Source organism: Acinetobacter sp. 24-47-64 (assembly GCF_057737055.1).
Genome location: NZ_CM173215.1, coordinates 425,050 through 446,667, shown reverse-complemented (window position 1 = coordinate 446,667; position 21,618 = coordinate 425,050). Strand labels below are relative to the sequence as shown.

At 39.1% G+C, this 21,618-nt stretch carries 22 protein-coding genes; 11 read left to right on the top strand and 11 right to left on the bottom strand.

Translation table 11 applies throughout. From position 1 onward, the window contains the following. Nucleotides 1–16 precede the first annotated feature (16 nt). Both AC1M85_RS02165 and AC1M85_RS02160 read right to left on the bottom strand, forming a co-directional pair. A complete protein-coding gene (locus tag AC1M85_RS02165; protein WP_488213466.1) occupies nt 17–709 on the bottom strand; it encodes a hypothetical protein in 693 nt (230 codons plus the stop codon). 371 nt (nt 710–1,080) lie between these two features. Then, the gene (locus AC1M85_RS02160) at nt 1,081–2,205 is read right to left on the bottom strand and encodes an endonuclease/exonuclease/phosphatase family protein (RefSeq protein ID WP_488213465.1); all 1,125 of its coding nucleotides are present in this window, start codon (nt 2,203–2,205) and stop codon (nt 1,081–1,083) included. Nucleotides 2,206–2,391: 186 nt separating this feature from the next. Between AC1M85_RS02160 and asd the strand changes: the two genes are divergently transcribed. From asd to truA, 4 genes are all read left to right on the top strand, one after another. Continuing rightward, complete coding sequence (asd, locus tag AC1M85_RS02155) at nt 2,392–3,510, top strand: aspartate-semialdehyde dehydrogenase (protein WP_035264122.1); 1,119 nt, start codon at nt 2,392–2,394, stop codon at nt 3,508–3,510. 284 nt (nt 3,511–3,794) lie between these two features. Next, complete coding sequence (locus tag AC1M85_RS02150) at nt 3,795–5,717, top strand: hypothetical protein (RefSeq protein ID WP_488213464.1); 1,923 nt, start codon at nt 3,795–3,797, stop codon at nt 5,715–5,717. Between the two features lie 37 nt (nt 5,718–5,754). After that, complete coding sequence (locus AC1M85_RS02145) at nt 5,755–6,732, top strand: asparaginase domain-containing protein (RefSeq protein ID WP_488213463.1); 978 nt, start codon at nt 5,755–5,757, stop codon at nt 6,730–6,732. 8 nt (nt 6,733–6,740) lie between these two features. Next, nucleotides 6,741–7,538, top strand: a complete 798-nt coding sequence (gene truA / locus AC1M85_RS02140; protein ID WP_035264128.1) for a tRNA pseudouridine(38-40) synthase TruA — start codon at nt 6,741–6,743, stop codon at nt 7,536–7,538. A 48-nt stretch (nt 7,539–7,586) separates the two neighbouring features. On the opposite strand, the gene AC1M85_RS02135 is transcribed toward truA, so the two are convergent. Then, nucleotides 7,587–8,594, bottom strand: coding sequence for an AraC family transcriptional regulator (locus AC1M85_RS02135; RefSeq protein ID WP_035264130.1), 1,008 nt, complete (start codon nt 8,592–8,594; stop codon nt 7,587–7,589). A gap of 228 nt (nt 8,595–8,822) precedes the next feature. Between AC1M85_RS02135 and infA the strand changes: the two genes are divergently transcribed. Together infA and AC1M85_RS02125 are read left to right on the top strand one after the other, a co-directional pair. Beyond that, nucleotides 8,823–9,044, top strand: coding sequence for a translation initiation factor IF-1 (infA, locus tag AC1M85_RS02130; RefSeq protein WP_004692529.1), 222 nt, complete (start codon nt 8,823–8,825; stop codon nt 9,042–9,044). A gap of 329 nt (nt 9,045–9,373) precedes the next feature. After that, nucleotides 9,374–9,601 carry a hypothetical protein gene (locus tag AC1M85_RS02125; RefSeq protein WP_488213462.1) on the top strand — a complete coding sequence of 76 codons (228 nt, stop codon included), beginning with the start codon at nt 9,374–9,376 and terminating at the stop codon, nt 9,599–9,601. Nucleotides 9,602–9,715: 114 nt separating this feature from the next. Here the strand turns inward: AC1M85_RS02125 and leuB are convergent, their stop codons facing one another. From leuB to leuC, 4 genes are all read right to left on the bottom strand, one after another. Then, nucleotides 9,716–10,795: a 3-isopropylmalate dehydrogenase gene (gene leuB, locus AC1M85_RS02120; RefSeq protein WP_179998721.1), complete on the bottom strand. Its 1,080-nt coding sequence runs from the start codon at nt 10,793–10,795 to the stop codon at nt 9,716–9,718. A 30-nt stretch (nt 10,796–10,825) separates the two neighbouring features. Then, nucleotides 10,826–11,404 (bottom strand): hypothetical protein, encoded by a 579-nt coding sequence (locus AC1M85_RS02115; protein WP_179998722.1) that lies wholly within the window; start codon nt 11,402–11,404, stop codon nt 10,826–10,828. A gap of 97 nt (nt 11,405–11,501) precedes the next feature. After that, nucleotides 11,502–12,152: a 3-isopropylmalate dehydratase small subunit gene (leuD, locus tag AC1M85_RS02110; protein ID WP_481588649.1), complete on the bottom strand. Its 651-nt coding sequence runs from the start codon at nt 12,150–12,152 to the stop codon at nt 11,502–11,504. Nucleotides 12,153–12,166: 14 nt separating this feature from the next. Further along, entirely contained in the window at nt 12,167–13,615 is a 1,449-nt protein-coding gene (leuC, locus tag AC1M85_RS02105; RefSeq protein WP_180028647.1) for a 3-isopropylmalate dehydratase large subunit, read from the bottom strand. A gap of 235 nt (nt 13,616–13,850) precedes the next feature. Between leuC and AC1M85_RS02100 the strand changes: the two genes are divergently transcribed. Together AC1M85_RS02100 and AC1M85_RS02095 are read left to right on the top strand one after the other, a co-directional pair. After that, nucleotides 13,851–14,087: a DUF2061 domain-containing protein gene (locus AC1M85_RS02100; protein ID WP_035264169.1), complete on the top strand. Its 237-nt coding sequence runs from the start codon at nt 13,851–13,853 to the stop codon at nt 14,085–14,087. 131 nt (nt 14,088–14,218) lie between these two features. Then, nucleotides 14,219–15,076: a LysR family transcriptional regulator gene (locus AC1M85_RS02095; protein WP_035264171.1), complete on the top strand. Its 858-nt coding sequence runs from the start codon at nt 14,219–14,221 to the stop codon at nt 15,074–15,076. Between the two features lie 70 nt (nt 15,077–15,146). Here AC1M85_RS02095 and AC1M85_RS02090 read toward each other — a convergent pair whose 3' ends face one another. Beyond that, nucleotides 15,147–15,398 carry a DUF2789 family protein gene (locus AC1M85_RS02090; protein ID WP_180028640.1) on the bottom strand — a complete coding sequence of 84 codons (252 nt, stop codon included), beginning with the start codon at nt 15,396–15,398 and terminating at the stop codon, nt 15,147–15,149. A gap of 184 nt (nt 15,399–15,582) precedes the next feature. Beyond that, nucleotides 15,583–16,233, bottom strand: a complete 651-nt coding sequence (locus tag AC1M85_RS02085) for an HAD family hydrolase (RefSeq protein WP_180028639.1) — start codon at nt 16,231–16,233, stop codon at nt 15,583–15,585. Between the two features lie 183 nt (nt 16,234–16,416). Between AC1M85_RS02085 and AC1M85_RS02080 the strand changes: the two genes are divergently transcribed. The 3 genes from AC1M85_RS02080 (at nt 16,417) to AC1M85_RS02070 (ending at nt 19,542) form a co-directional block, all read left to right on the top strand. After that, complete coding sequence (locus AC1M85_RS02080; protein ID WP_035264177.1) at nt 16,417–16,887, top strand: RNA pyrophosphohydrolase; 471 nt, start codon at nt 16,417–16,419, stop codon at nt 16,885–16,887. A gap of 98 nt (nt 16,888–16,985) precedes the next feature. Next, complete coding sequence (gene ptsP / locus AC1M85_RS02075; RefSeq protein WP_035264179.1) at nt 16,986–19,280, top strand: phosphoenolpyruvate--protein phosphotransferase; 2,295 nt, start codon at nt 16,986–16,988, stop codon at nt 19,278–19,280. A 67-nt stretch (nt 19,281–19,347) separates the two neighbouring features. Beyond that, entirely contained in the window at nt 19,348–19,542 is a 195-nt protein-coding gene (locus AC1M85_RS02070; protein WP_481953525.1) for a hypothetical protein, read from the top strand. Between the two features lie 11 nt (nt 19,543–19,553). Here AC1M85_RS02070 and AC1M85_RS02065 read toward each other — a convergent pair whose 3' ends face one another. Both AC1M85_RS02065 and AC1M85_RS02060 read right to left on the bottom strand, forming a co-directional pair. Next, nucleotides 19,554–19,730, bottom strand: a complete 177-nt coding sequence (locus AC1M85_RS02065; RefSeq protein ID WP_180028638.1) for a DUF7230 family protein — start codon at nt 19,728–19,730, stop codon at nt 19,554–19,556. A gap of 218 nt (nt 19,731–19,948) precedes the next feature. Beyond that, nucleotides 19,949–21,508 (bottom strand): MBL fold metallo-hydrolase, encoded by a 1,560-nt coding sequence (locus AC1M85_RS02060; RefSeq protein WP_180028637.1) that lies wholly within the window; start codon nt 21,506–21,508, stop codon nt 19,949–19,951. Nucleotides 21,509–21,618: the final 110 nt, after the last annotated feature.

Below are 21,618 nucleotides of genomic sequence, written 5' to 3'. Positions count from 1 at the left end.
CGGCGGAGCCGCTTTTTTATTGTGTTTCTAATACATCTGAATTCTTATCAGTATCAGGCTTTTTCGCCTCTACCATCTTATAGCGGTTGATACGACCTAACTCATCTTTTAAAGTGATATGCTGCATGTCCAAGACATTTAATATCAGCTTTTCTGAAGTTTTATTTTGATTCTGATCTGTCCAATTTACATTGAACTCCGTACCTAAACGAGTCCATTGATTTGCATGAATTTCACCGACAGCAACAGGGGTTATAAATTTTGGTACTTTTCCGTTGAGATCAATTTGAATCTCTTTTAAATCCACCCTTGGACATTGCTCAGCAAAACATTGATAGGCTGTTGGTTCAGGCGTTACTTTTTGAGCAAAAGACTGTGCTTTAGCTTCTTTAGCTTCTTTAGCTTCTTTAGCTTCTTTAGCTTCTTTAGCTTCTTTAGCTTCTTTAGCTTCTTTAGCTTCTTTAGCTTCTTTAGCTTCTTTAGCTTCTTTAGCTTCTTTAGCTTCTTTAGCTTCTTTAGCTTCTTTAGCTTCTTTAGCTTCTTTAGCTTCAGTGTTCACGACCTGTTCTTGAGATGGAACCGCATCCATCATTTTTTCATCAGCTTCTTGTGCAAAAACATTGGTACTCATTAGTACATTTAACACAACGATCGAAGCGAAGGATTTGCTTGTAGTTATGTCTTTCATATTTTTAAGAAACAAACTCATACCCCATCTGCTCAATATTTTCATTTTGGCAAATCATAGCATTAATAAAAGATTAGAGCTGAATAACGAGATTTAATTCATTCGACCTGTATGCATTTAAACGTTTAAATCCACCATAAACTAAACCCGAGTTCTACATCCTGTAAAACTCGGGTCGATGAGGTTGTGCTTTTCAAAAATCATATTATTGTTTTATTGGCTTTCCTTTCCTACATCATCTCCATGATGATTTTCCGTCGGCGTCGTCTTCCATATTGGGATCATTCCATTCCCACTCCCTGTGCCGATAACCTTAGATTACGCTTAAGCTCGCTTCGTGACTATGGGTCAACAGACACATTCATTGTAAGCAATTTCTTACACGCATCCATTCACACTTGTTTGCCATCTTTATAATCTTGCGCAATTTCATCTGTCACTTGTTTCTCTTCTTTCTCAGCTTTCGCAATACCTTCTTGAATCGCCTCCTGAGCCTCTTGCTCATCAGCATCCGTCTGTTCTAATTCTTGCTGTACTTGCTCAAATTGTCGTCCAGTTTGTAAAACAACGTACACAGGAAAGTGATCCGAACCAATATGCGGTAATCGCTCCATTTTCACCAAAGCAAAATCAGTGCTGTGGAATACATGATCGAGTGACCATCGTAATAGCGGATAGTCCGCATGGAAGGTATTGACATAATGACGTCCAACACGCGGGTCTAACAAACCACTGATACGTTGAAATAGTCGTGTGGTACGAGACCATGCCACATCGTTTAGATCTCCCATGACAATGCAACTTTCATCCAAGTCTTTAATTTGATCACCCACAATCAACAATTCAGCATCACGTAATGTAGAGTCTTTGGCTTCAGTTGGACTCGGCGGTTTGGGATGTAAACAATATAATTGAACTGGCTGTCCAGAACGTAATTTCACTGTGGTATGAATAGAAGGAATCTCATTACTCAGTATGAATTTGACTTCGGTATCATTCAATTCCAACTTACTGTAGAGATGCATTCCATAGAGATTATCTAAAGGTACTGGAACACGATAAGGATAATCCGCTTCGATGACTGAAAGTTCATTCTGCCAGGTTTGGTCTGTTTCAAGCGTCAATACGATATCGGGTTGATGCTGATGAATCTGTTCAATCAAACGATGATATTCTGTATTTGGTGTTAAAACATTCGACACAATTAAAGAGATTTGCTTTGATGGATCAAGTTGATCTGGTTGGACCTGTTTCACCTGTTTTTTCCAAATTAAGGTATAAGGCAAAACCATCTTCAATTGATATGCTAATGCAGCAATTAATCCAACAAATATGACTTGGCGTCTTAAATCCCATTCCCCATCCCAAATCAACAGGAGGATAAATGCGATAAAGCCTAGGGCTAAAATTTGTAGTCTTGGAAAATCGGCACCTCGAAACCACCACTCATCACGCGGAATCAAAGACCAAAAACTTAACCAAATCACAACAACAGCCAGTATCTCAATCCATAGCATAGCGCTTCTCTTTATATATTCTTAATTTTTCGATGATTCATAAATTTATATTAGTTTTGCATGTAACATAAACAAGATATATTGCACAATATATTTGCTGTTTTGATTGTGTACCACTTGCAGTTATACACTCTTTTGATACACTCGAACCCCCTTTTTTATTTTAACGCACCGAGGCAAAGTGACATGAAAGTAGGTCTGGTCGGTTGGCGCGGGATGGTTGGTTCCGTCCTTATGCAACGTATGGTTGAAGAGAATGATTTCGCTCATTTTGAGCCATTCTACTTCTCTACCAGTAATGCAGGTGGTGAAGCCCCTGCGTTTGGTGGTAAAACTGCCCCAGCACTTATGGATGCGACAGACATTAATAGTCTGAAGCAAATGGATGTCATTATTACCTGCCAAGGTGGTGATTATACCACTGAAGTTTTCCCTAAGTTGAAAGCTGATGGTTGGAATGGTTACTGGATTGACGCTGCATCTACATTGCGTATGGACGATGAAGCAATCATCGTATTAGATCCAGTCAACATGAATGTGATCAAAGACGGTTTGGTAAAAGGTACGAAAACATTTGTAGGCGGTAACTGTACTGTTTCATTGATGTTAATGGGTCTTGGTGGTCTGTTCCAAAACAATCTTGTTGAATGGGCGACTTCAATGACTTACCAAGCTGCTTCTGGTGCGGGTGCGCAAAATATGCGTGAACTCATCACAGGTATGGGCTATTTGTATAACAATACAAAAGATCTATTAGACGATCCACGTTCTCCAATTTTAGATATCGACTCTAAAATTGCTGAATTACAACGTGGTGAAGGATTCCCTTCAGCAAACTTCGGTGTACCTTTAGCAGGTTCTTTAATTCCTTATATCGACAAACAGCTTGAAAGCGGTCAATCGAAAGAGGAATGGAAAGGTCAAGTTGAAACCAATAAGATTCTTGGTAATTCACAAATTGTACCTATTGATGGTCACTGTGTACGTATTGGTGCAATGCGCTGTCACTCACAAGCATTGACTTTAAAACTTCGTAAAGATGTTCCTTTAAATGAAATTGAAGACATCATTGCAAGTGCAAATGACTGGTCTAAAGTTGTGCCGAACACACGTGAAGCATCAATGACTGATCTTACACCTGTTGCAGTAACAGGCACGCTTACTGTTCCAGTAGGTCGTTTACGTAAACTTAATATGGGTAAAGAGTATTTAGGCGCGTTCACTGTTGGTGACCAATTACTTTGGGGTGCTGCTGAACCTTTACGCCGTATGCTCCGCATCTTGATTGACTATAAAAATGCTTAATTTTTAATAGTCACTTCAATAAAAAGCCGGTCTGATTAGATCGGCTTTTTTTATGCAATTTGAATTGATTAGAGCTTGGAGTGCTATTTGAAAGGAAATATTATGACATCTATACAAAAAACAGTTAAATTACAATCTCATCACTTCTTATTTCGAACATCTTGATCGATGCATAATGATGAACTGAGAATATAAAAAATCGAGATTAAAAACAGTCCAATATTTCGAGCACTCAGGTATTAGATTTGCAATAAATTCATTGAATTCAATGAAGGGGAAAAATTATGTTGTATGTCATTCCATTTGTCGTCTTGCTGTTAATCGCACTGGTGCTCAAAAAACGTGAGGATAAACAAAAAAATGGTGACACAGGATCAACAAAATCTAAAAAAAATGTGAGTGTAAAACGCGCTAAGAAAAGCCCTAAAACTCGCTCCACCCCACAACAAGCCTATTCACAGCACGGTCATGGCGCACCACAAGACTTAAGTGCCGAACCAGTGGCTGATGAACTTAAAGCCAGCATTGAATACTTAATTCAATCAGAAAGCTATATGTCAGCCGAAGCAAAAATCAATCAAGCATTGAATCGTGATCCTAGACAACATGAGCTTTACTCGTATTTGATTGATATTCACATCCTACAGAATGATGAATTTGCTTTAAAACAATTAAGTAATTATTTACGCTCCACTGGATTACATTACATTGCGGATGAAGCTGAAGACAAACTTAAAGCTGCAAAAGAAGCGGAACAGAATAAAGAAATTGCGAAAGAATCACGGGATATATCGAACACCGAGAATCAGCCTCGTCATGCTGCACAGTTTCATAGCACCAGTTTTATAACTGAAATTCCTGCAGTTCAATCAGAACAAGCCTTTGATCATCTCATCAAATCACAGGATGAACAACATAGCACTCAGGAAAGCACACCCACTGAAACAAATGAGACCACAGAGCAATCTTCTCTTCCTTCTCAAAGCTCAACCTTTGTGTTTGAAACAGAACAATACCCACATCCCTTACAAGCCAAAGAGAAGAAAAGCACTCCTGAGGAAGAAACTGAGCATGTCTCTGCTGAACCTACTGCTCATTTTGTATTTAGCTCAGAACAGCTGGATTTAGCAGAAGAGTTTACGCTCAATAAAACCAATGAAGAAATCATTGACCAGCTCCCTTCTGATCAGGCTGAAAATCAGCAGGCAACTGAACAACAGACTCCATCGCAAAACGAGCATTTTGAACTCGATTTTTTTATGGAAGATACACCGCAACCAACCTCACAACACCCATTCGAGCAAGATGATGAGAAGACTCCTGCATCAAAAGAGCAAACACCTTTAGAATTTATAACGACAGATTTAACTTTCGAGCCAAATGCTCAAACACAGACTGAATCTGAAACAACCAATCAATCGACTGGAGATCGCGCACCCTTAGAGTTTGATTTAGATTTCTCCAGTTTTCAGTCTGAAAATAAATCACAAACAGCATCAGTGCACTCAACTGATGCTGAGAACCTTGCTTCAGAAAATGAGTCCATCCAAAATCTCGACTTCACACTTGATTTAAGTCAAGAATGGGTTGAAAAAACAGATCTCTCTCATTCAGCACTGAGCTCTTCTCCATTAGAAAAAAATCCACAAGAACTGAATATTGAAATAGATCCATTGGAATTTAGCTTTTCAGATCAGTCGGAACAGCCTCATTCTCAAACAACATCTAAGGATGAACTCACTTTTGATCTTTCAGATGATTTTAACTTTGATGCTGAAATATCTAGCTCAGCAAAAGTTCCAGAACAAAGCGTGAATGATCAAAATTTAGATTTTGTAACTTTCGACTTTGAGGAAAATCTTGATTCAAAATCTACAATAGAAAGCTCAATTGAACCGACAAACGAGTTTAATTTTGACCTCAATTCATCAGATGAAAACGTGGATGTGCAACAGAGTCATTCGCATGAAACATCTGCGATAAAAATGAATCCGAATCGTCCTGATGATCCTCTTGTACAACGTTTTCCTGAATTACTCAACGTTGATGAAATTCAACTTAACTTAGATTTAGCGGATCAATACATTAAATTTGGCGCGTTTGATGAAGCAGAAAAATTAATTACGGAATATGAATCGCATTACAATGACGAACAAAAAATGCGTGCAGCAAAACTCCGAGAGAGCATGGAATCTGATTCCAATTAATCTTAATATGAAGCAGTCTAATCAGGCTGCTTTTTTTATGAGTTCAAAAATAGCTTTAATCTATATGGGTGGGACATTTGGTTGCGTTGGTGAACCTTTAGCGCCTATGCCTGCTGCCGATTTTTTCCCGCAATTAAAAGAAATTTTGCCCGTTCAAAATCAAATCGAGCTTGTTCAGGCTCATGAGATTAAAGACAGTAGTGCATGTACGGCGCGTGATTGGTTGCTGTTAATCCAAAAAATTCAACAATTGCAAGCTAAACAATTTCAAAATTTTATTGTCATTCATGGTACCGATACCATGAGTTATGCTGCGGCTATTCTTTCTCGATTTCTCCATGATACGTGTCGAGTCATTATCACAGGTAGCCAATTTCCTCTGCTCAATCATGTAGCGACATCTTTGCATCCATCGAGCGATGCTTTAGATAATCTGAATCATGCCATCCAACATATGGAAAATGTGTCTGATGGTGTTTACTTATGCTTTAACCATCAAATTTTTCATGCCAGAACTGCAGTCAAGACTCATCGCACGGCACTAAATGCATTTTGTGGTGAAGCATTTACAAATGTCATCAAGCCCATATCAAGTTCTTTTGTCGACATTACTGAGCAACATATTGAACGCTCGACACAACTCAATATTGCGAATCTGAGTCTTCGCCCCATTGAAATCAAATTATTCAATCAGCATTTAACGCGTTTTATCGACAACCCGCCTCATGTACTCATACTTCAAGCATATGGAACCGGTAATTTAGCAATTAATGCGGATACCACAGATATTTTGAAGCAGCTTCGTGCCTTAGGCTGCCATATTGTATTAAGTAGTCAGGTCATGTTTGGAGAATTAGATCAACGCTATGCAATTAGCAGTTGGATTCAAGCATCTGATATTTTGATCGACGATACACTCAGTGATGCCGATCTTTATGCCAAAATTCTAAAAATGTATTTACAATACCCCTCCACAGATCAATGGTTACAGCATTGGTATGATTCATCAAATTAGAGGTTCAAATGCCACGTTTTGCAATCGGAATTGAGTTTAGTGGCGTTCGTTATCGAGGTTGGCAAACACAGCAACCAGGCGTGCCGAGCGTACAAGAAACCATGGAAAAAGTGTTGAGCAAAATTGCTGATGAACCCATCATTTTGCATGGTGCGGGTCGAACAGATGCAGGTGTTCATGCCACAAATATGGTGGCTCACTTTGACACAAATGCAATACGTCCAATTCGTGGCTGGCTTATGGGGGCTAACAGTACACTCCCTAAAGATATTGCCATCCAATGGATTCAAGAAATGGATAGTGATTTTCATGCACGCTTTAAAGCGCAGGCTCGCCGTTATCGTTATGTCGTTTATAACAGCCCCATGCGCCCTGCCTTACTCCACAAACAAGTAACGCATGCTTATTACCCACTTGATGTAGATAAAATGATTGCTGCAGCCTCAAAATTTGAGGGTACTCATAACTTTGAAAGTTTTCGAGCTGCTGCGTGTCAATCCAACCAACCTGTACGCCATGTGAGCCATTGCAAACTCATCAAACACGGTGCTTACCTTGTTCTTGACATCCAAGCAGATGGTTTTTTACATCACATGGTTCGCAATATTATGGGCTGTTTACTGGAAATTGGTCAGGGGATGTACGACATTGACCATATTGATGAAATATTCGCAGCAGAAGACCGTAAAGCAGCAGGGATCACAGCACCACCTGACGGCCTTTACTTTATCCAAGCACACTATCCTGAAGAGTTTAACTTGCCTAAAGTTCCGCTAGGCCCTCATTGGTTAAACATGCCTGAATAGATTTTTTATTTTGAATTGAAAAAAATCCCTTCATAAGAAGGGACTTTTTTAGCGCTGTTTACGCTTACGATATTCAACAGGTGTCTCATTGGTCCATCGTTTAAAGGCACGATAGAACGTACTTGGTTCTGAGAAACCCGTCAGATAGACAATTCTCTCTACGCTTTCATTGGTGTTTGCCAAAAGTTTTTTAGCTAAACGACAACGATAGTCAGATAAAATTTGCTGGAAGCTTGTATTAGCTTCACTGAGCTGTGTTCTCAAACGACGTGGGGTAATATTCAACTGAGCTGCCACAGTTTCTAGCGTTGTTTCTCCACTCTCAAGTGTTGATCCAATAGCACGGCGCACCTCACCCACTAAATCGTATCGAGCCAACTCCTGTAATTTTTCAATCGCCAACTGCTCATGCAGTTGAAGTAATTCTGGCTCGGCTTGCCAAAGTACATAATCTAAAATTGCAGGATCAAAATAAAGTCGCGTTTCTTTTTGGCCTAAACTTACCGGGCACTCATATACACGGAAATACTCATCGTCTGAAGCACCCTCGCTAAAGTTAAAATCGATATATATAGGTTGAAAACGACCTTCAGTAATAAATTTGAAGAATCTTAAAATGCCTGAAATCGCGCACTCAGAAAAATGACGATTGACTAGGTTTTCAGAGAAAGGTTGTTCACCATTGGTTAGGTAGCAACGATCATCTTCAATAACCAATTTGGCATGAAATGCATCACTGATTAGACGTTGATACGCTAAAGCCCGTTTGAGGCCTTCGCCAAAATTTTCAGATGAAATAAAAAGATGTTCAATCACTTGACCACGATACAGTGGTAAATGCTCACCTAAATGTAGACCAATATCTGGATCTTTACTGACTTCTTCGGCAGCAACCCAGAAAGCGTACTGCGCGCTTAAAGGCGTACGCGCATTTTGATCTACTTGATTTAAGGCCACACCCGCTTTTGTTAAAATTTCTTCTGTGGGCAATCCAGCACGACGAATTGCTTGATAACCTAATCGTAGAACAACCGAAGCATCAGTTAGCTGACTCACGCAGTGCCCTTCCTTGTATGTTATTAATATTTACTTAAAACTTATGAATTAGATTACAGTCGATTGACCAAACTGACAACATAGTTAAGCATTTTTTTGTTTAAAAATTTTATTTGTTTGTTCGACAAGTTTGACCATAGAAACGCCGACTGAACTTGGTTTAACCTTGTTTTTTTCTAAAATTTTGCCTATAATTTGCGCCTTTCCAATTTGATCATCAGGTAGGCTATGGCCAATAAAGAGGAACTTATCGAGTTCGAAGGCGTTGTCACCGAAACGCTTCCTAATACTATGTTCCGTGTACGTTTAGAAAACGGTCACGAAGTAATTGCACACATTTCTGGTAAAATGCGTAAACACTATATTCGTATTTTGACTGGCGACAGTGTTAAAGTTGAAATGACACCTTATGACTTATCTAAGGGTCGCATTACTTACCGTGCACGCTAAGTGTTAGTAAGCGAAAAGCCACATTGAGTGGCTTTTTTTGTTTTTGTACTTTTATTTTATAAACTACAGGAGATCCATTCTACTAAAGCAATCGTCTGTCTTTGTGAGAAGATCAATACTCAGATGTTATAGAATAATTAAACTCACTATTTATTAATTTACTATCCAATCATATATACCAACAAAGCCCATTTGCACATTCAATCTAAAAAATCGTCGTACTGCCCCACTATTTTGCGCATTAAATAAATTGTGGTTTTGCTCATCTGCATATTTACACTTTTCCTATTTACGGCGTGCCAAACAGCAAATTTTCAAAACAAAAAAATATGAACACTTATGTTTCACAATTTGTAGGGCAAGATATACAACATATTCGGGAAACTACCGATTTGAATTCTTTTAACATTAATCTGAAGTCTAATCTTGTGATTCAAGCTGAGCGGGCAATTTTCACTTTTGAACGTATAGTCAACACCTCGATTCCAATGGGAAATTCGATGAGAGATGAAAATGATTTTGTTATTCCTGTACGTGCAGCTTCAGCAAAGCTGTGATACGGTAACGTAATGACTTGCTCAAGTGTTTTTAGTTAAAAAAAATATCGCTTTCGAAAGCTCGGCAATAAAAAACGCAGCTCATAGGCTGCGTTTTGAATGAATCAACTGAAATTAGTTAAGCGCTGCAACAACTGCTTCACCCATTTCAATTGTCCCGACCTTCTTCATGCCTTCAGACATAATGTCAGCTGTACGTAAACCTTGATCTAAAACATTCCCTACTGCATCTTCAATCGCTTTTGCTGCAGCTTCTTGACGGAACGTATATCGAAGCATCATTGCAACAGATAAAATTGTTGCCAATGGGTTTGCGATATTTTGACCTGCGATATCTGGTGCTGAACCATGACAAGGCTCATACATCCCTTTACCATTTTCATCTAAAGAAGCTGATGGCAACATACCGATTGAACCAGTCAACATCGCTGCCTCATCAGACAAGATATCACCGAACAAGTTACCTGTTACGATCACATCAAATTGTTTAGGTGCACGAACCAATTGCATTGCTGCATTATCGACATACATATGTGACAAGTTAATGTCAGCATACTGTTCAGCATGTAACTGAGTTACTGTTTGTTTCCAAAGCTCAGTGACTTCAAGAACATTCGCCTTATCCACTGAACACACTTTACCACCGCGTAGTTTCGCCATTTCAAACGCCACTTTAGCAATACGTTTGATTTCTGACTCTGCATATACGTCGGTATTAAAGCCTTGCTTCTCACCATTCTCTAATTCACGAATACCGCGTGGTTGACCAAAGTAAATACCACCAGTTAATTCACGGACAATTAAAATATCTAAGCCTGAAACAATTTCAGGTTTCAAACTTGAAGCATCTGCCAATTGAGGATACAAGATCGCTGGGCGCAAGTTAGCGAAAAGGTTAAGTTCGCTACGTAATTTCAATAAACCACGCTCAGGACGAATTGAACGCTCAATTGTGTCCCACTTCGGACCACCAACAGCACCTAACAAAATCGCATCTGCTTTTTTTGCTTGTTCAGAGGTAACTTCTGGATAAGGTGAACCATGCGCATCAATTGCAGCGCCACCCAATAAACCTTGTTCCCATGTTAAATCTAGATTGAATTTTTCATTGACACGGGTGAGGACCTGTTCAGCTGCTTTTACAATTTCAGGACCAATGCCGTCACCAGCTAAAATCAAGATTTGTTTAGACATGAGATTTTCCATTTATAAAGTTAGTATGAACTAACGTGTTTTTAAATTTTTTTGTTCCACAAACTCACCTAGTCCATTGAGAACATTATAGGGTTTGCAGAAACGACGAATGGTTTGTTGCTCTTGCAACAAGTCAACACATAATGGCTCTGGTGCAGAAGCATCAAGTAAACTTTTTTTCCCACTGCTTCGATCTCTAAACATTACAAATCGGTAATCTTTTTTTGCTTCGAAGCGATGGATGACATTAATAGTTTCTGCTTTTTCCTCTGAAATCGGATAAAAGCGAACCACCACTTCATGCAGTCCAGCAGGAACTGAAAGATATAAGGCTTGCGGATCTTTCAAAGAGCCAGCATTTAATCGCACGATACCTTGCTTGATCGCACGCTGATCTAATCTTCGAGATTGAGCATCAACAATGGGATGCTCATCGAATCTTTCAAACTCACAATTCAGCGTTCCTGAGCAATAAATCAAAGCATGATTTCTGGTTTCAGGCGTTTCTTTAATCTTTTTCAGTTGTAATCGGTCTACGGTCTGACAAGCGGATAAAACGGCGACAGACAATCCGAAAAACGCATAGCGTAATAAAACTTTTGCCTTCATTTGTGCCCAACCTCACCAAACGGCGCAAAACTAAAAGAATAATTTTGCACCGATATTAGCAAGACTTGAATCAGAGCACTATAGCTTTAAGTATCAGTTACGCTTTGATTTCTTGGAATACCCATGGGCGAACAGCCTTAGTTCTTTCCTCATAAGCACGAATGTCTTCTGCCGCTTGTAACGTTAAACCAATATCATCTAAACCATTCAACAAACAGTGCTTTCTGAATGGATCAACTTCAAATTTAAATGCTTCGCCTGTAGGCGTACGCACTTCTTGTGCTTCAAGATCAATCGTTAACTGATAACCTTCTTGTGCTGCACACTCTTTGAATAATTGATCCACAATCTCTTCAGACAAGATCACTGGTAACATGCCATTTTTAAAGCTGTTGTTGTAGAAAATGTCTGCATAGCTTGGTGCGATTACGGTACGGAAACCATATTCTTCTAAAGCCCATGGCGCATGTTCTCGGCTTGAACCACAACCAAAGTTGGCACGTGAAATCAAGATTGAAGCACCTTGATAACGTGGTTTGTTCAACTCAAAATCTGGATTCAAAGGACGTTTTGAGTTGTCTTGCCCCAAGTAGCCTTCATCTAAATAACGTAACTCATCAAACAAATTCGCGCCGAAACCTGTACGCTTAATTGATTTCAAGAACTGTTTTGGAATAATTAAATCTGTATCGACATTGGCACGGTCTAAAGGTGCAACGATACCTTGTTCAACGGTATATTTTTTCATGTTGTTTGCTCCTCTTAGAATGAACGTACATCAACAAAATGACCCGCAATTGCGGCTGCTGCTGCCATCGCTGGACTCACTAAATGTGTACGACCACCATTACCTTGACGACCTTCGAAGTTACGGTTTGAAGTAGACGCACAGTGCTCACCCGGTTGTAATTTATCTGCGTTCATTGCTAAACACATTGAGCAACCCGGCTCACGCCATTCAAAACCAGCTTCTATTAAGATTTTATCCAAACCTTCAGCTTCTGCTTGTGCTTTGACTAAGCCAGAACCCGGAACAACCATCGCTTGCTTAATCGTGCTTGCAACTTTTTTGCCTTTTGCAACTTCAGCTGCCGCACGGATATCTTCAATACGAGAGTTGGTGCAAGAACCGATAAATACGCGATCCAATTTAATATCAGACAATGCTTGACCCGCGGTTAAGCCCATATATTGATAAGCACGTGTCCAGTCGTTACGTTGCACATCATCTTTGGCTTGTTCTAAAGTCGGTACTGCTTGAGAAACAGGAATCACCATCTCAGGAGATGTACCCCAAGACACTTGTGGTTCAATCTCTTCACCTTGTAATACAACCACTGTATCAAAGTGTGCACCTTCATCAGAATGCAAAGTATTCCAATACGCAACCGCTTGATCCCACTGCTCGCCTTTCGGTGCATATGGACGATTTTTTACGTATTCAATGGTTTTTTCATCAACAGCCACCATACCGACACGGGCACCGCCTTCAATCGCCATGTTACACACCGTCATACGACCTTCGATCGACATATCACGGAATACTTGACCACCAAATTCGATGGCATGACCTGTACCACCAGCTGTACCGATTTTACCGATAATCGCTAAAACCACGTCTTTTGGTGTTACGCCTTGACCTAATTTACCGTCAACACGTACCAACATGTTTTTCATTTTCTTTTGAACTAAGCATTGCGTTGCCAATACATGTTCAACTTCTGATGTCCCAATACCGTGTGCCAAGCAACCAAACGCACCATGCGTCGCTGTATGAGAGTCACCACAAACAACCGTCATACCCGGTAAAGTTAAACCTTGCTCAGGTCCAACAACGTGTGCGATCCCTTGACGGACATCGTTGATATCAAACTGTGCAACATTAAATGTTTTACAGTTATCATCTAAAGTTTGCACTTGGATACGTGAAGTATCATCTTCGATCCCCGCAATCCCTTCAGAACGCTCTTTCGTAGACGTTGGTACGTTATGGTCAGGAGTTGCCACGTTTGCACTTAAACGCCAAGGTTTACGTCCTGCAAGTTGTAAGCCTTCAAAAGCTTGTGGAGAAGTCACTTCATGCAACAAGTGACGATCGATATAAAGTAAAGAAGAACCATCATCGCGTTGTTTAACTAAATGATCGTCCCACAATTTATCGTACAACGTTTTTTTTGTTTGAGTTTCTGCTTTTTGGGTTTCGCCTGCCATGTCGATTTGCTCCACTGGACTGGGTAATTCTGTCATTAATTACGATTATAACGGCCTATTCACATAAATCTAATTTATCATTTTTATTAGTTTAAAAACTTTTTAGAATCAATTTAAACACCAAAAACCATCTATAAAAACGATTAATTTAAAAACAATATTCGCTTTTACAGATTAAATAAGAATGCTTATCATTTAAACATCTCCAAGATCACCACCAACTGAGGATGTTCACATGGCACATATTCAAAAATTTGTTGAAGATAATCAACGCATGTTCAAAAAAACATTAAGCTACTACATTATGCACATTACGGTAGCCATGATTGTAGGCTACCTTGTCACAGGCAGCATTTGGATGGCAATTACTTTGAGTTTACTTGAGCCTACTGTACAAGCCGTAGCTTATTTCATTCACGAACGAGTGTGGGAGAAAAAAACGATACAACAGGAAGAAAATATCGTCGCATAGTTTCACCTGTGATCCTCCTCATCTAAGTCGCACTATGCGGCTTTTTTTGCAACAGTTTATGAAGAATTACTTCGCAATAGATATAAATTTATTTTATAATTAAATAATATTTTCATAACCGAGTTTAAATTATGAATCTTGCTGCCTTTGAAGCTTTTATAAAAGTCATGGAAACGGGTTCGATTTCTATGGCAGCTGATCAACTATTTATCACTCAGCCTGCTGTCACCAAACGTATCCATAGTTTAGAAGATTATTTTGGTGTCAAATTATTTGAATCTGCTGGCCGAGGTGTACAAGCCACGCATGCGGCTCACTCACTGCTTCCTAAAGTTAAAAATTGGTTAAATGAACTAGGTGATATTCATCACACCTTAAGCCACGACCAAAATCAGATTAAAGGAAAGCTCAAAGTTGGTACCAGCCATCACATTGGATTACATCATTTACCGCAACATTTAAAAAGCTATGTTCAGCAATATCCTGATGTGACATTAGATGTGCATTTTGTAGATTCAGAACAAGCGCATGAAAAAGTGTTAGCCGGTGACCTTGAGCTGGCATTCTTAACCTTACCCCCTGTCCTAGATGAACGTTTAAAATATGTTCCTTTATGGAGTGATCCTTTGGTTTTCGTTGCTGCAGTTTTTCATCCATTGGCAAATATGAAAAATTTAAGCCTTGAAGATCTCATGCAGTATCCAAGTTTATTACCTGCAGCTCAAACATATACAGCGCAGATCACCCTTGCAGAATTTGAAAAAAATGGATTAAAACCTAAAGTGTCCATGAGCAATAATCCGCTTGAATCCATTCGCATGTTGGCTTCTATTGGGTTAGGTTGGTCTGTCTTGCCAAGTACTTTAGTCAATCAAGACTTGGTCAGACTGGATATTAATTTAGAAATGCAGCGTCAATTGGGTATGGTTTGGCATCCGGGACGCACCCAATCTAAGGCAGCCAAGGCACTGGTTGATTTAATGAAATAATTTCGGCACTCGATATTTAAAAAGTCATCTAATAAGATGACTTTTTACTTTATTAAGACAAGTGAGCTACTTAAGCTTTTTTCTTCAATGAATCTTCATGTAAAGACTCATTGAGCTGATCGATAATTAATGCCCATGAACCATCTGAACATAATTTTTCTTTCAAAAATTGACGTTGACCTTCAGACCAAAAACTTGCTTCAGTCAAAAAGGTTTCAGCTTCTAACTGATGTGTTTCAATAAATTCTGCAATAGCTTGCTCGCTAGAATCCAATCCTAATTGCTCAAATAAGTTGGTCATTCTTGGCTCTGTATTTAGCATCCTGTATTCCTTATGATTTTGATTAATTTTAAGTTAATTGTTTCCGCATAAGATATCAACAAGCGATGAAAGCGTCTGTAAATTTATGCTGAATTTCATCTCAAGTTATTTCAATTCTGATAAATGAAAAAAAGCCATTGATACAATGGCTTTAGCAATTTTGAATTTTGAGAATAAAATTGTCTTAAATGGACCAGTCTTGGATATCCCAACCCTGCTCTTTAGCCAATGCTTCAAGACGATCATCTGGATTGACTGCAATCGCATGATCCGCATATTCCAATAAGAATCGATCATTAATAGAGTCTGAATATGCCCATGATTCAGTAACGTCTCGTCCCTCAAGCCATTGATCTAATCGTGCCAATTTACCTTTTTGATAACACGGAATATTAATGACTTTACCCGTATATTTACCATCAACCACTTCTGCATTGGTTGCAATAATTTCTGTAATACCAAATTCACGAAAAATAGGTGCAGTAATAAAATCTGATGTTGCGGTAATCCCTACTAATTGATGCCCAGCATCTTTGTGACGCTGAATGGCTTTAAACCCTTCTGGGCGCATTTGTGGACGAATGACTTTTTGCATAAAAAGCTGATGTAAGTCGGTTAAATACTCATTGTCATGTTGTGTTAAAAATTCAAATACGAATTCGTTGTAGGCAATTGGATCAAGTTGTCCCGCTTTGTAATCTTCATAAAATTTATCATTCATGGCACGATGTCGAACTGGATCAACCAAGCCTTCATTGACTAAAAACTCGCCCCAAGAATGGTCAGAGTCGGTATTTAACAAGGTGTGATCTAAATCAAACAACGCCAATTTCATGAAATTACTCGTTCAAACTGAAATTTAAGAAAAAAAATGTAAATCTATCTCCGCTAGTCGATAGAAATTCGTTAAGATCATAGCAATTTTAAAACATTATTACTTTGAACTTTTCGAGTTGGGCATAGAGAGTGGATGCCCCCGAACCCAAAGTCAACGAATTTAATAAATTTTAGGTGCCAAATGATCGACTCAGAAGGTTTCCGACCGAATGTCGGGATCATTTTGGCAAATGATATTGGACAAGTTTTATGGGCAAAACGCATTGGTCACAATGCTTGGCAATTTCCTCAAGGAGGCATCCAATTTGGTGAAACTCCAGAACAGGCACTTTTCAGGGAACTCCGTGAAGAAGTCGGGTTATTGCCGGAGCACGTCCAAATAATTGCTCAGACCGAAGGTTGGTTACATTATCGTTTGCCACTTCGCTACATCAGATCAGATTCTGATCCTGTGTGTATCGGACAAAAGCAAAAATGGTTTTTATTGAAATTAGTCGCGTCAACGAATCATATTCAGTTGAACTTAAATGATCCGCCAGAGTTTGATCAATGGCAATGGGTCAGCTATTGGTATCCACTAGGCCAAGTGGTGAACTTCAAAAAAGATGTTTACCGTCGTGCCATGTTGGAATTGTGTATGCATCTGCCATAGCATGATTTATATTAAACATTGAATTTAAATGTTTGATTTTTATTTCGACTATTTGAATAATCACCATAATTACATCCCTTTAAGAGGAGCACCGCTACATGTCGAACATGCAATTAGACTCTTTACGGCGCATTGTCCAAGAAATCAATGCGTCTGTCAGTTTGCATGATTCGTTAGAAATTATGGTCAACCAAATTTCTGAAGCAATGCATGTAGATGTGTGCTCTATTTATTTACTTGATGAACGTAACCAACGTTATGTTCTGATGGCTTCCAAAGGCTTAAACGCTGAATCCATTGGCAATGTCTCACTGCAGTTGGGTGAGGGTTTGGTCGGACTTGTTGGGCAACGCGAGGAAATCGTCAATATCGAGAATGCGTTTAAACATGAGCGTTTCGCGTATTTCCCAGAAACGGGTGAAGAGATTTATAACTCTTTCCTTGGCGTTCCTGTTATGTATCGTCGAAAAGTCATGGGTGTTCTCGTGGTTCAGAATACTGAACCACAAGACTTTAGCGAAGCTGCTGAATCCTTTTTAGTCACACTTTGTGCGCAACTTTCTGGCGTTATCGCGCATGCGCATGCAGTTGGAAATATTGATGTTTTCCGTAAGCCAAATAATTCTCCAACCTATAAAACATTTCAAGGATCATCAGGTGCAGGTGGTATTGCATTAGGTCGTGCACTTATTCTTTATCCACCCGCAGATTTAGGTTCAGTACCTGACCGCGAAGCTGAAGATATCAGTGAAGAGCTTGAATTACTTGATCATGCGGTTGATTCAGTTCGCCAAGAAATTCAATCACTTGATGATAAAATGCAAGATTCTTTGATGTCTGAGGAACGTGCATTATTTAGCGTATTCTTGAGAATGTTGGATGAGAATGCCCTGCCTGCTGAAATCAAAGAGTTAATCCGTGATGGTCACTGGGCTCAAGGTGCAGTTAAACACGTTATTGATCGTCATGTGGCAATCTTTGCACAAATGGAAGACGATTATTTACGAGAACGTGTTGCAGACCTAAAAGACCTTGGGCGTCGTATTTTAGCAGCACTTCAAGAAGATGATCTGAGTCATCGTGAACTGAGTAATGACAGTATCATCGTGGGTGAGGAAATCAGTACGGCAGCATTGGTTGAACTACCTGTCGATAAGATTGCAGCGATTGTGACGTCTGAAGGGGCTGCCAATTCACATATGGTGATTGTGGCACGTGCTTTGGGTATCCCGACAGTCGTTGGGGTCACCGAGCTACCAGTAACCACACTTGATGATGTGGAAATGATTGTTGATGCCTATCAAGGACGTGTATTTATCAATCCACCACGTCGTTTACGTCAACGTTATCGTGACATCCAAAAAGAAGAAGAACAAATTGCCAAAGATCTTAAACAGTATGAAACCAAAGATGCCATCACTCCTGATGGTGTTGCAGTACGCTTATTTGTGAATACAGGTTTAATGATTGATGTCGTGCGTGGTGTACAACGTGGTGCCAAAGGTGTCGGACTCTATCGTTCAGAAATTCCATTTATGTTGCGTGATCGTTTCCCGGGTGAAGAAGAGCAACGGGCGATTTACCGTCAACAACTTAGTCACTTTGCCAATAAACCAGTCGTGATGCGTACTTTGGATATTGGTGCAGATAAAGATTTACCTTATTTCGAAATAGAAGAAGAAAACTCAGCATTAGGATGGAGAGGGATTCGTTTTACCTTGGATCATCCTGAGATTTTCTCTTCACAAATTCGTGCGATGTTAAAAGCCAGTGTTGGTTTGAATAATTTGCATATTTTGCTGCCAATGATCACCAGCGTCAGTGAAGTAGAAGAAGCGCTTTATATTATTGAGCGTGACTTAGCTGCGGTTCAGGAAGAAGAACAAGTTAAAATTAATCGTCCTAAAATTGGCATCATGGTGGAAGTACCTAGTGTTTTACTTCAAATTGGTGAGTTTGCAGAATTAGTTGATTTCTTCTCTGTGGGTTCGAATGATTTAATCCAATATTTGTTGGCAGTCGACCGTAATAACCCACGTGTATCGAGTGTTTATTCTCACTTCCATCCCTCAGTGCTTCGAGCATTGCAACGCTTAGTTCAAGAGTGTCATAAATATGACAAACCTGTCAGTATTTGTGGTGAAATGGCTGGCGATCCACTCTCAGCAATTTTACTGATGGCAATGGGCTTTAATACGCTTTCAATGAGTTCGAGCAATATTCTCAGAGTCCGTAAAGCAATTTGTCATGTTCCAATGGTAGATGCGCAAACGCTTTTAGATGAAGTGGTGAAAATGAGTAATCCACTCATTGTGAAAAGTTGGATGGAATATTATTTCCGTCACCATGGTTTAGCGGATATGGTGAAATCGAATCGTATTGTAAATGCTTAATACGAATCCCCGTTTAAGCAGAGATACAGCTGAGTAACAACATGATCAATTGGCTTTTTTTATCTTCATGTCGATCGTAGCGATCTCGGTAATTCTATTTCATTTATATGTTAGTAAATTAAAAAGTAGTTCAACACCTAACAAATCTATTTCAAATCATACGCTAGGTCATGGCTCAACGATGAGTTTTGAATACCAACTGGGCGAATTATCATCACATGTTGATATAGATTGCTGTGGAAGTATCGGTGGAGCAGAATAATCTTCACGTGTTTAGGCATATAAAAAAGGGAGATAGTCATTCGAATATCTCCCTTTTTTATGCTTGCTGTAGCCACGTTTTGCATTTTTCTTACGATCTACAAAAACTTGGCTTTTGTTGACTTCATGCATATGTTTTGCCACAAAGTTGTGAATCACAACTTCTGGCAACGCTTTTTTCTTTGCCATTTTTTAATCACCTTCAGTTTATCCATCCTTCATGATGGGAAAGCGATATTACGCTTTTTTGTACATTATACAAGCAACTTGATAATGGTTTTTTCAATGACCTACATCGAAGGTATACAATGTTTAAGATTAGCTCTGCCATTTTTCTATGTTAAATTGATCAATAACTCGAGCACCCAAAGGTGCTCTTACACAGCATAGAAAGGACTAAATCATCATTATTTCGGTAGAAGACTAAATGTACCTCGATGATGATTAAATTTTCCATCTGGCATTGCGATATTTTGGTAAACGATCTTTTGCTTTTGATCGATGACTAATACAACATTTTCTCTAGTCGCATCATCTGTCCAATACACCATAAACTGCTCAGGTCCAACCTGTGTGGCTACATATTCAATATTGGCAGATGTATTTTGTCCTGATGTGATATTTAAAAGACCTTGGTCTTTGAATTCAAGACGCTGCGTTTGACCATTGATGTTTAACGCCAAAGTCTGTCCAATAGCGAAGAATGGTTTATTCAATGCTTGTTGTAAACCGATGTCCTTGATTACACCTTTGACGCCTAGTATTTTGCCTTTAAGATGAATTGTTCCATCATTCCCAGCAATGTTGGTGTAAACGATATCTCGATTATAATCTTGAATATGAACGACATTATCTCCTGATTTATCCTCATGCCAATAAACCATAAAAATATTTTTAGCAATCTCAACAGGTGTATATTTTACCGCTTCAGAAAGATCTGGCCCAACTGCGCCACCAGCACCTGTAAAAGTTAGGTTCTGATGGTCTTTGACATCAAGATCAAATTTCAAACTCGTAAAATCGACTTGAATTTTTTGTCCTATTGGCGGATAAGGAGATGCAACTTTCCAATCGGTTTCTTTGGCAAATACTTGTGCAGACATTTTTAGCACTTCTTCACTCGACTCAAGATCTGGATACTTTGCTTTCATATATCCCAAAATCCCCTCCGAGCTTTGATTTTCAGTAACTGCTGTTTTAAAGTTCGTTAAATACCCTTTAATCCAATCCAATGGCTTAGGTGAAAAGTCACTTTTTACATAATGACCTGGGATCACTTTTTCAGGATTTAAACTCAGTATTTTATCAATTTGCTTCTTCCAAAGATCGATCCCTTGCACACCATTGGTATCGGCCATCCACAAATGCTCATCATAAGCGACCGAAATACCACCCAATGCTGTTTTTAAACTTGGAATCCATAAGAAACTATGTGCGGAATCCTCTGGATCAAGTTGGACTTGAATCTTTTGCCCATCTAATTCCATATATCCTGAATTTAAGGCTTCAGGAATAATAATCTTTTCAGGGGCATCGCCTTTTGCTAATTGTGGCTGCCAAACTGATAACTTATCTTCTTTAGAGGCTTGTATCAAATAAGCTGTCTGCGCGGTTGAAACAACCTTAGCATTTGGAAATGCTTTTAAAATTTCATTGGTTCCAAAATAATAGTCAGGGTCACTATGGGAAATATAAATATATTTTAAATTTTTACCTGATTTCTTAATCAGATTGACTACGTCTTTAGCGTATTGATTCTGAAATTGAGCATCGACCAAAATAGCATCTTTTTTTCCTGAAATTAAAGTTGATGCAACGGCAAAAACAGCATCCTCTCCAGGAGTATAAGTCTGCAAAGTGAGTGGAGATGGATTTGATGAATCTTTTGGACTTTTATCATCAGAATCATTACAGCCACTTAAAGCAATGGTGGTCACAAATAAACTAGTGGTTAGGAGTTTTGTCATATCAGCCTCATGAGATAAATTTATCTATGGTTCTTATTGATCTTTATTTTTTAAATAAGCTTTAAAGCAAAAGTGCCATATTCCCCCTCGTCATACTGCGGATGTGGCAG

What these genes read in the sequence shown, in the direction of transcription:
- AC1M85_RS02165 (WP_488213466.1), bottom strand. Translation starts at nt 709, where the DNA reads ATGAGTTTGTTTCTTAAAAATATGAAAGACATAACTACAAGCAAATCC.
- AC1M85_RS02160 (WP_488213465.1), bottom strand. Translation starts at nt 2,205, where the DNA reads ATGCTATGGATTGAGATACTGGCTGTTGTTGTGATTTGGTTAAGTTTT.
- asd (WP_035264122.1), top strand. Translation starts at nt 2,392, where the DNA reads ATGAAAGTAGGTCTGGTCGGTTGGCGCGGGATGGTTGGTTCCGTCCTT.
- AC1M85_RS02150 (WP_488213464.1), top strand. Translation starts at nt 3,795, where the DNA reads ATGTTGTATGTCATTCCATTTGTCGTCTTGCTGTTAATCGCACTGGTG.
- AC1M85_RS02145 (WP_488213463.1), top strand. Translation starts at nt 5,755, where the DNA reads ATGAGTTCAAAAATAGCTTTAATCTATATGGGTGGGACATTTGGTTGC.
- truA (WP_035264128.1), top strand. Translation starts at nt 6,741, where the DNA reads ATGCCACGTTTTGCAATCGGAATTGAGTTTAGTGGCGTTCGTTATCGA.
- infA (WP_004692529.1), top strand. Translation starts at nt 8,823, where the DNA reads ATGGCCAATAAAGAGGAACTTATCGAGTTCGAAGGCGTTGTCACCGAA.
- AC1M85_RS02125 (WP_488213462.1), top strand. Translation starts at nt 9,374, where the DNA reads ATGAACACTTATGTTTCACAATTTGTAGGGCAAGATATACAACATATT.
- leuB (WP_179998721.1), bottom strand. Translation starts at nt 10,795, where the DNA reads ATGTCTAAACAAATCTTGATTTTAGCTGGTGACGGCATTGGTCCTGAA.
- AC1M85_RS02115 (WP_179998722.1), bottom strand. Translation starts at nt 11,404, where the DNA reads ATGAAGGCAAAAGTTTTATTACGCTATGCGTTTTTCGGATTGTCTGTC.
- leuD (WP_481588649.1), bottom strand. Translation starts at nt 12,152, where the DNA reads ATGAAAAAATATACCGTTGAACAAGGTATCGTTGCACCTTTAGACCGT.
- leuC (WP_180028647.1), bottom strand. Translation starts at nt 13,615, where the DNA reads ATGGCAGGCGAAACCCAAAAAGCAGAAACTCAAACAAAAAAAACGTTG.
- AC1M85_RS02100 (WP_035264169.1), top strand. Translation starts at nt 13,851, where the DNA reads ATGGCACATATTCAAAAATTTGTTGAAGATAATCAACGCATGTTCAAA.
- AC1M85_RS02095 (WP_035264171.1), top strand. Translation starts at nt 14,219, where the DNA reads ATGAATCTTGCTGCCTTTGAAGCTTTTATAAAAGTCATGGAAACGGGT.
- AC1M85_RS02090 (WP_180028640.1), bottom strand. Translation starts at nt 15,398, where the DNA reads ATGCTAAATACAGAGCCAAGAATGACCAACTTATTTGAGCAATTAGGA.
- AC1M85_RS02085 (WP_180028639.1), bottom strand. Translation starts at nt 16,233, where the DNA reads ATGAAATTGGCGTTGTTTGATTTAGATCACACCTTGTTAAATACCGAC.
- AC1M85_RS02080 (WP_035264177.1), top strand. Translation starts at nt 16,417, where the DNA reads ATGATCGACTCAGAAGGTTTCCGACCGAATGTCGGGATCATTTTGGCA.
- ptsP (WP_035264179.1), top strand. Translation starts at nt 16,986, where the DNA reads ATGTCGAACATGCAATTAGACTCTTTACGGCGCATTGTCCAAGAAATC.
- AC1M85_RS02070 (WP_481953525.1), top strand. Translation starts at nt 19,348, where the DNA reads ATGTCGATCGTAGCGATCTCGGTAATTCTATTTCATTTATATGTTAGT.
- AC1M85_RS02065 (WP_180028638.1), bottom strand. Translation starts at nt 19,730, where the DNA reads ATGGCAAAGAAAAAAGCGTTGCCAGAAGTTGTGATTCACAACTTTGTG.
- AC1M85_RS02060 (WP_180028637.1), bottom strand. Translation starts at nt 21,508, where the DNA reads ATGACAAAACTCCTAACCACTAGTTTATTTGTGACCACCATTGCTTTA.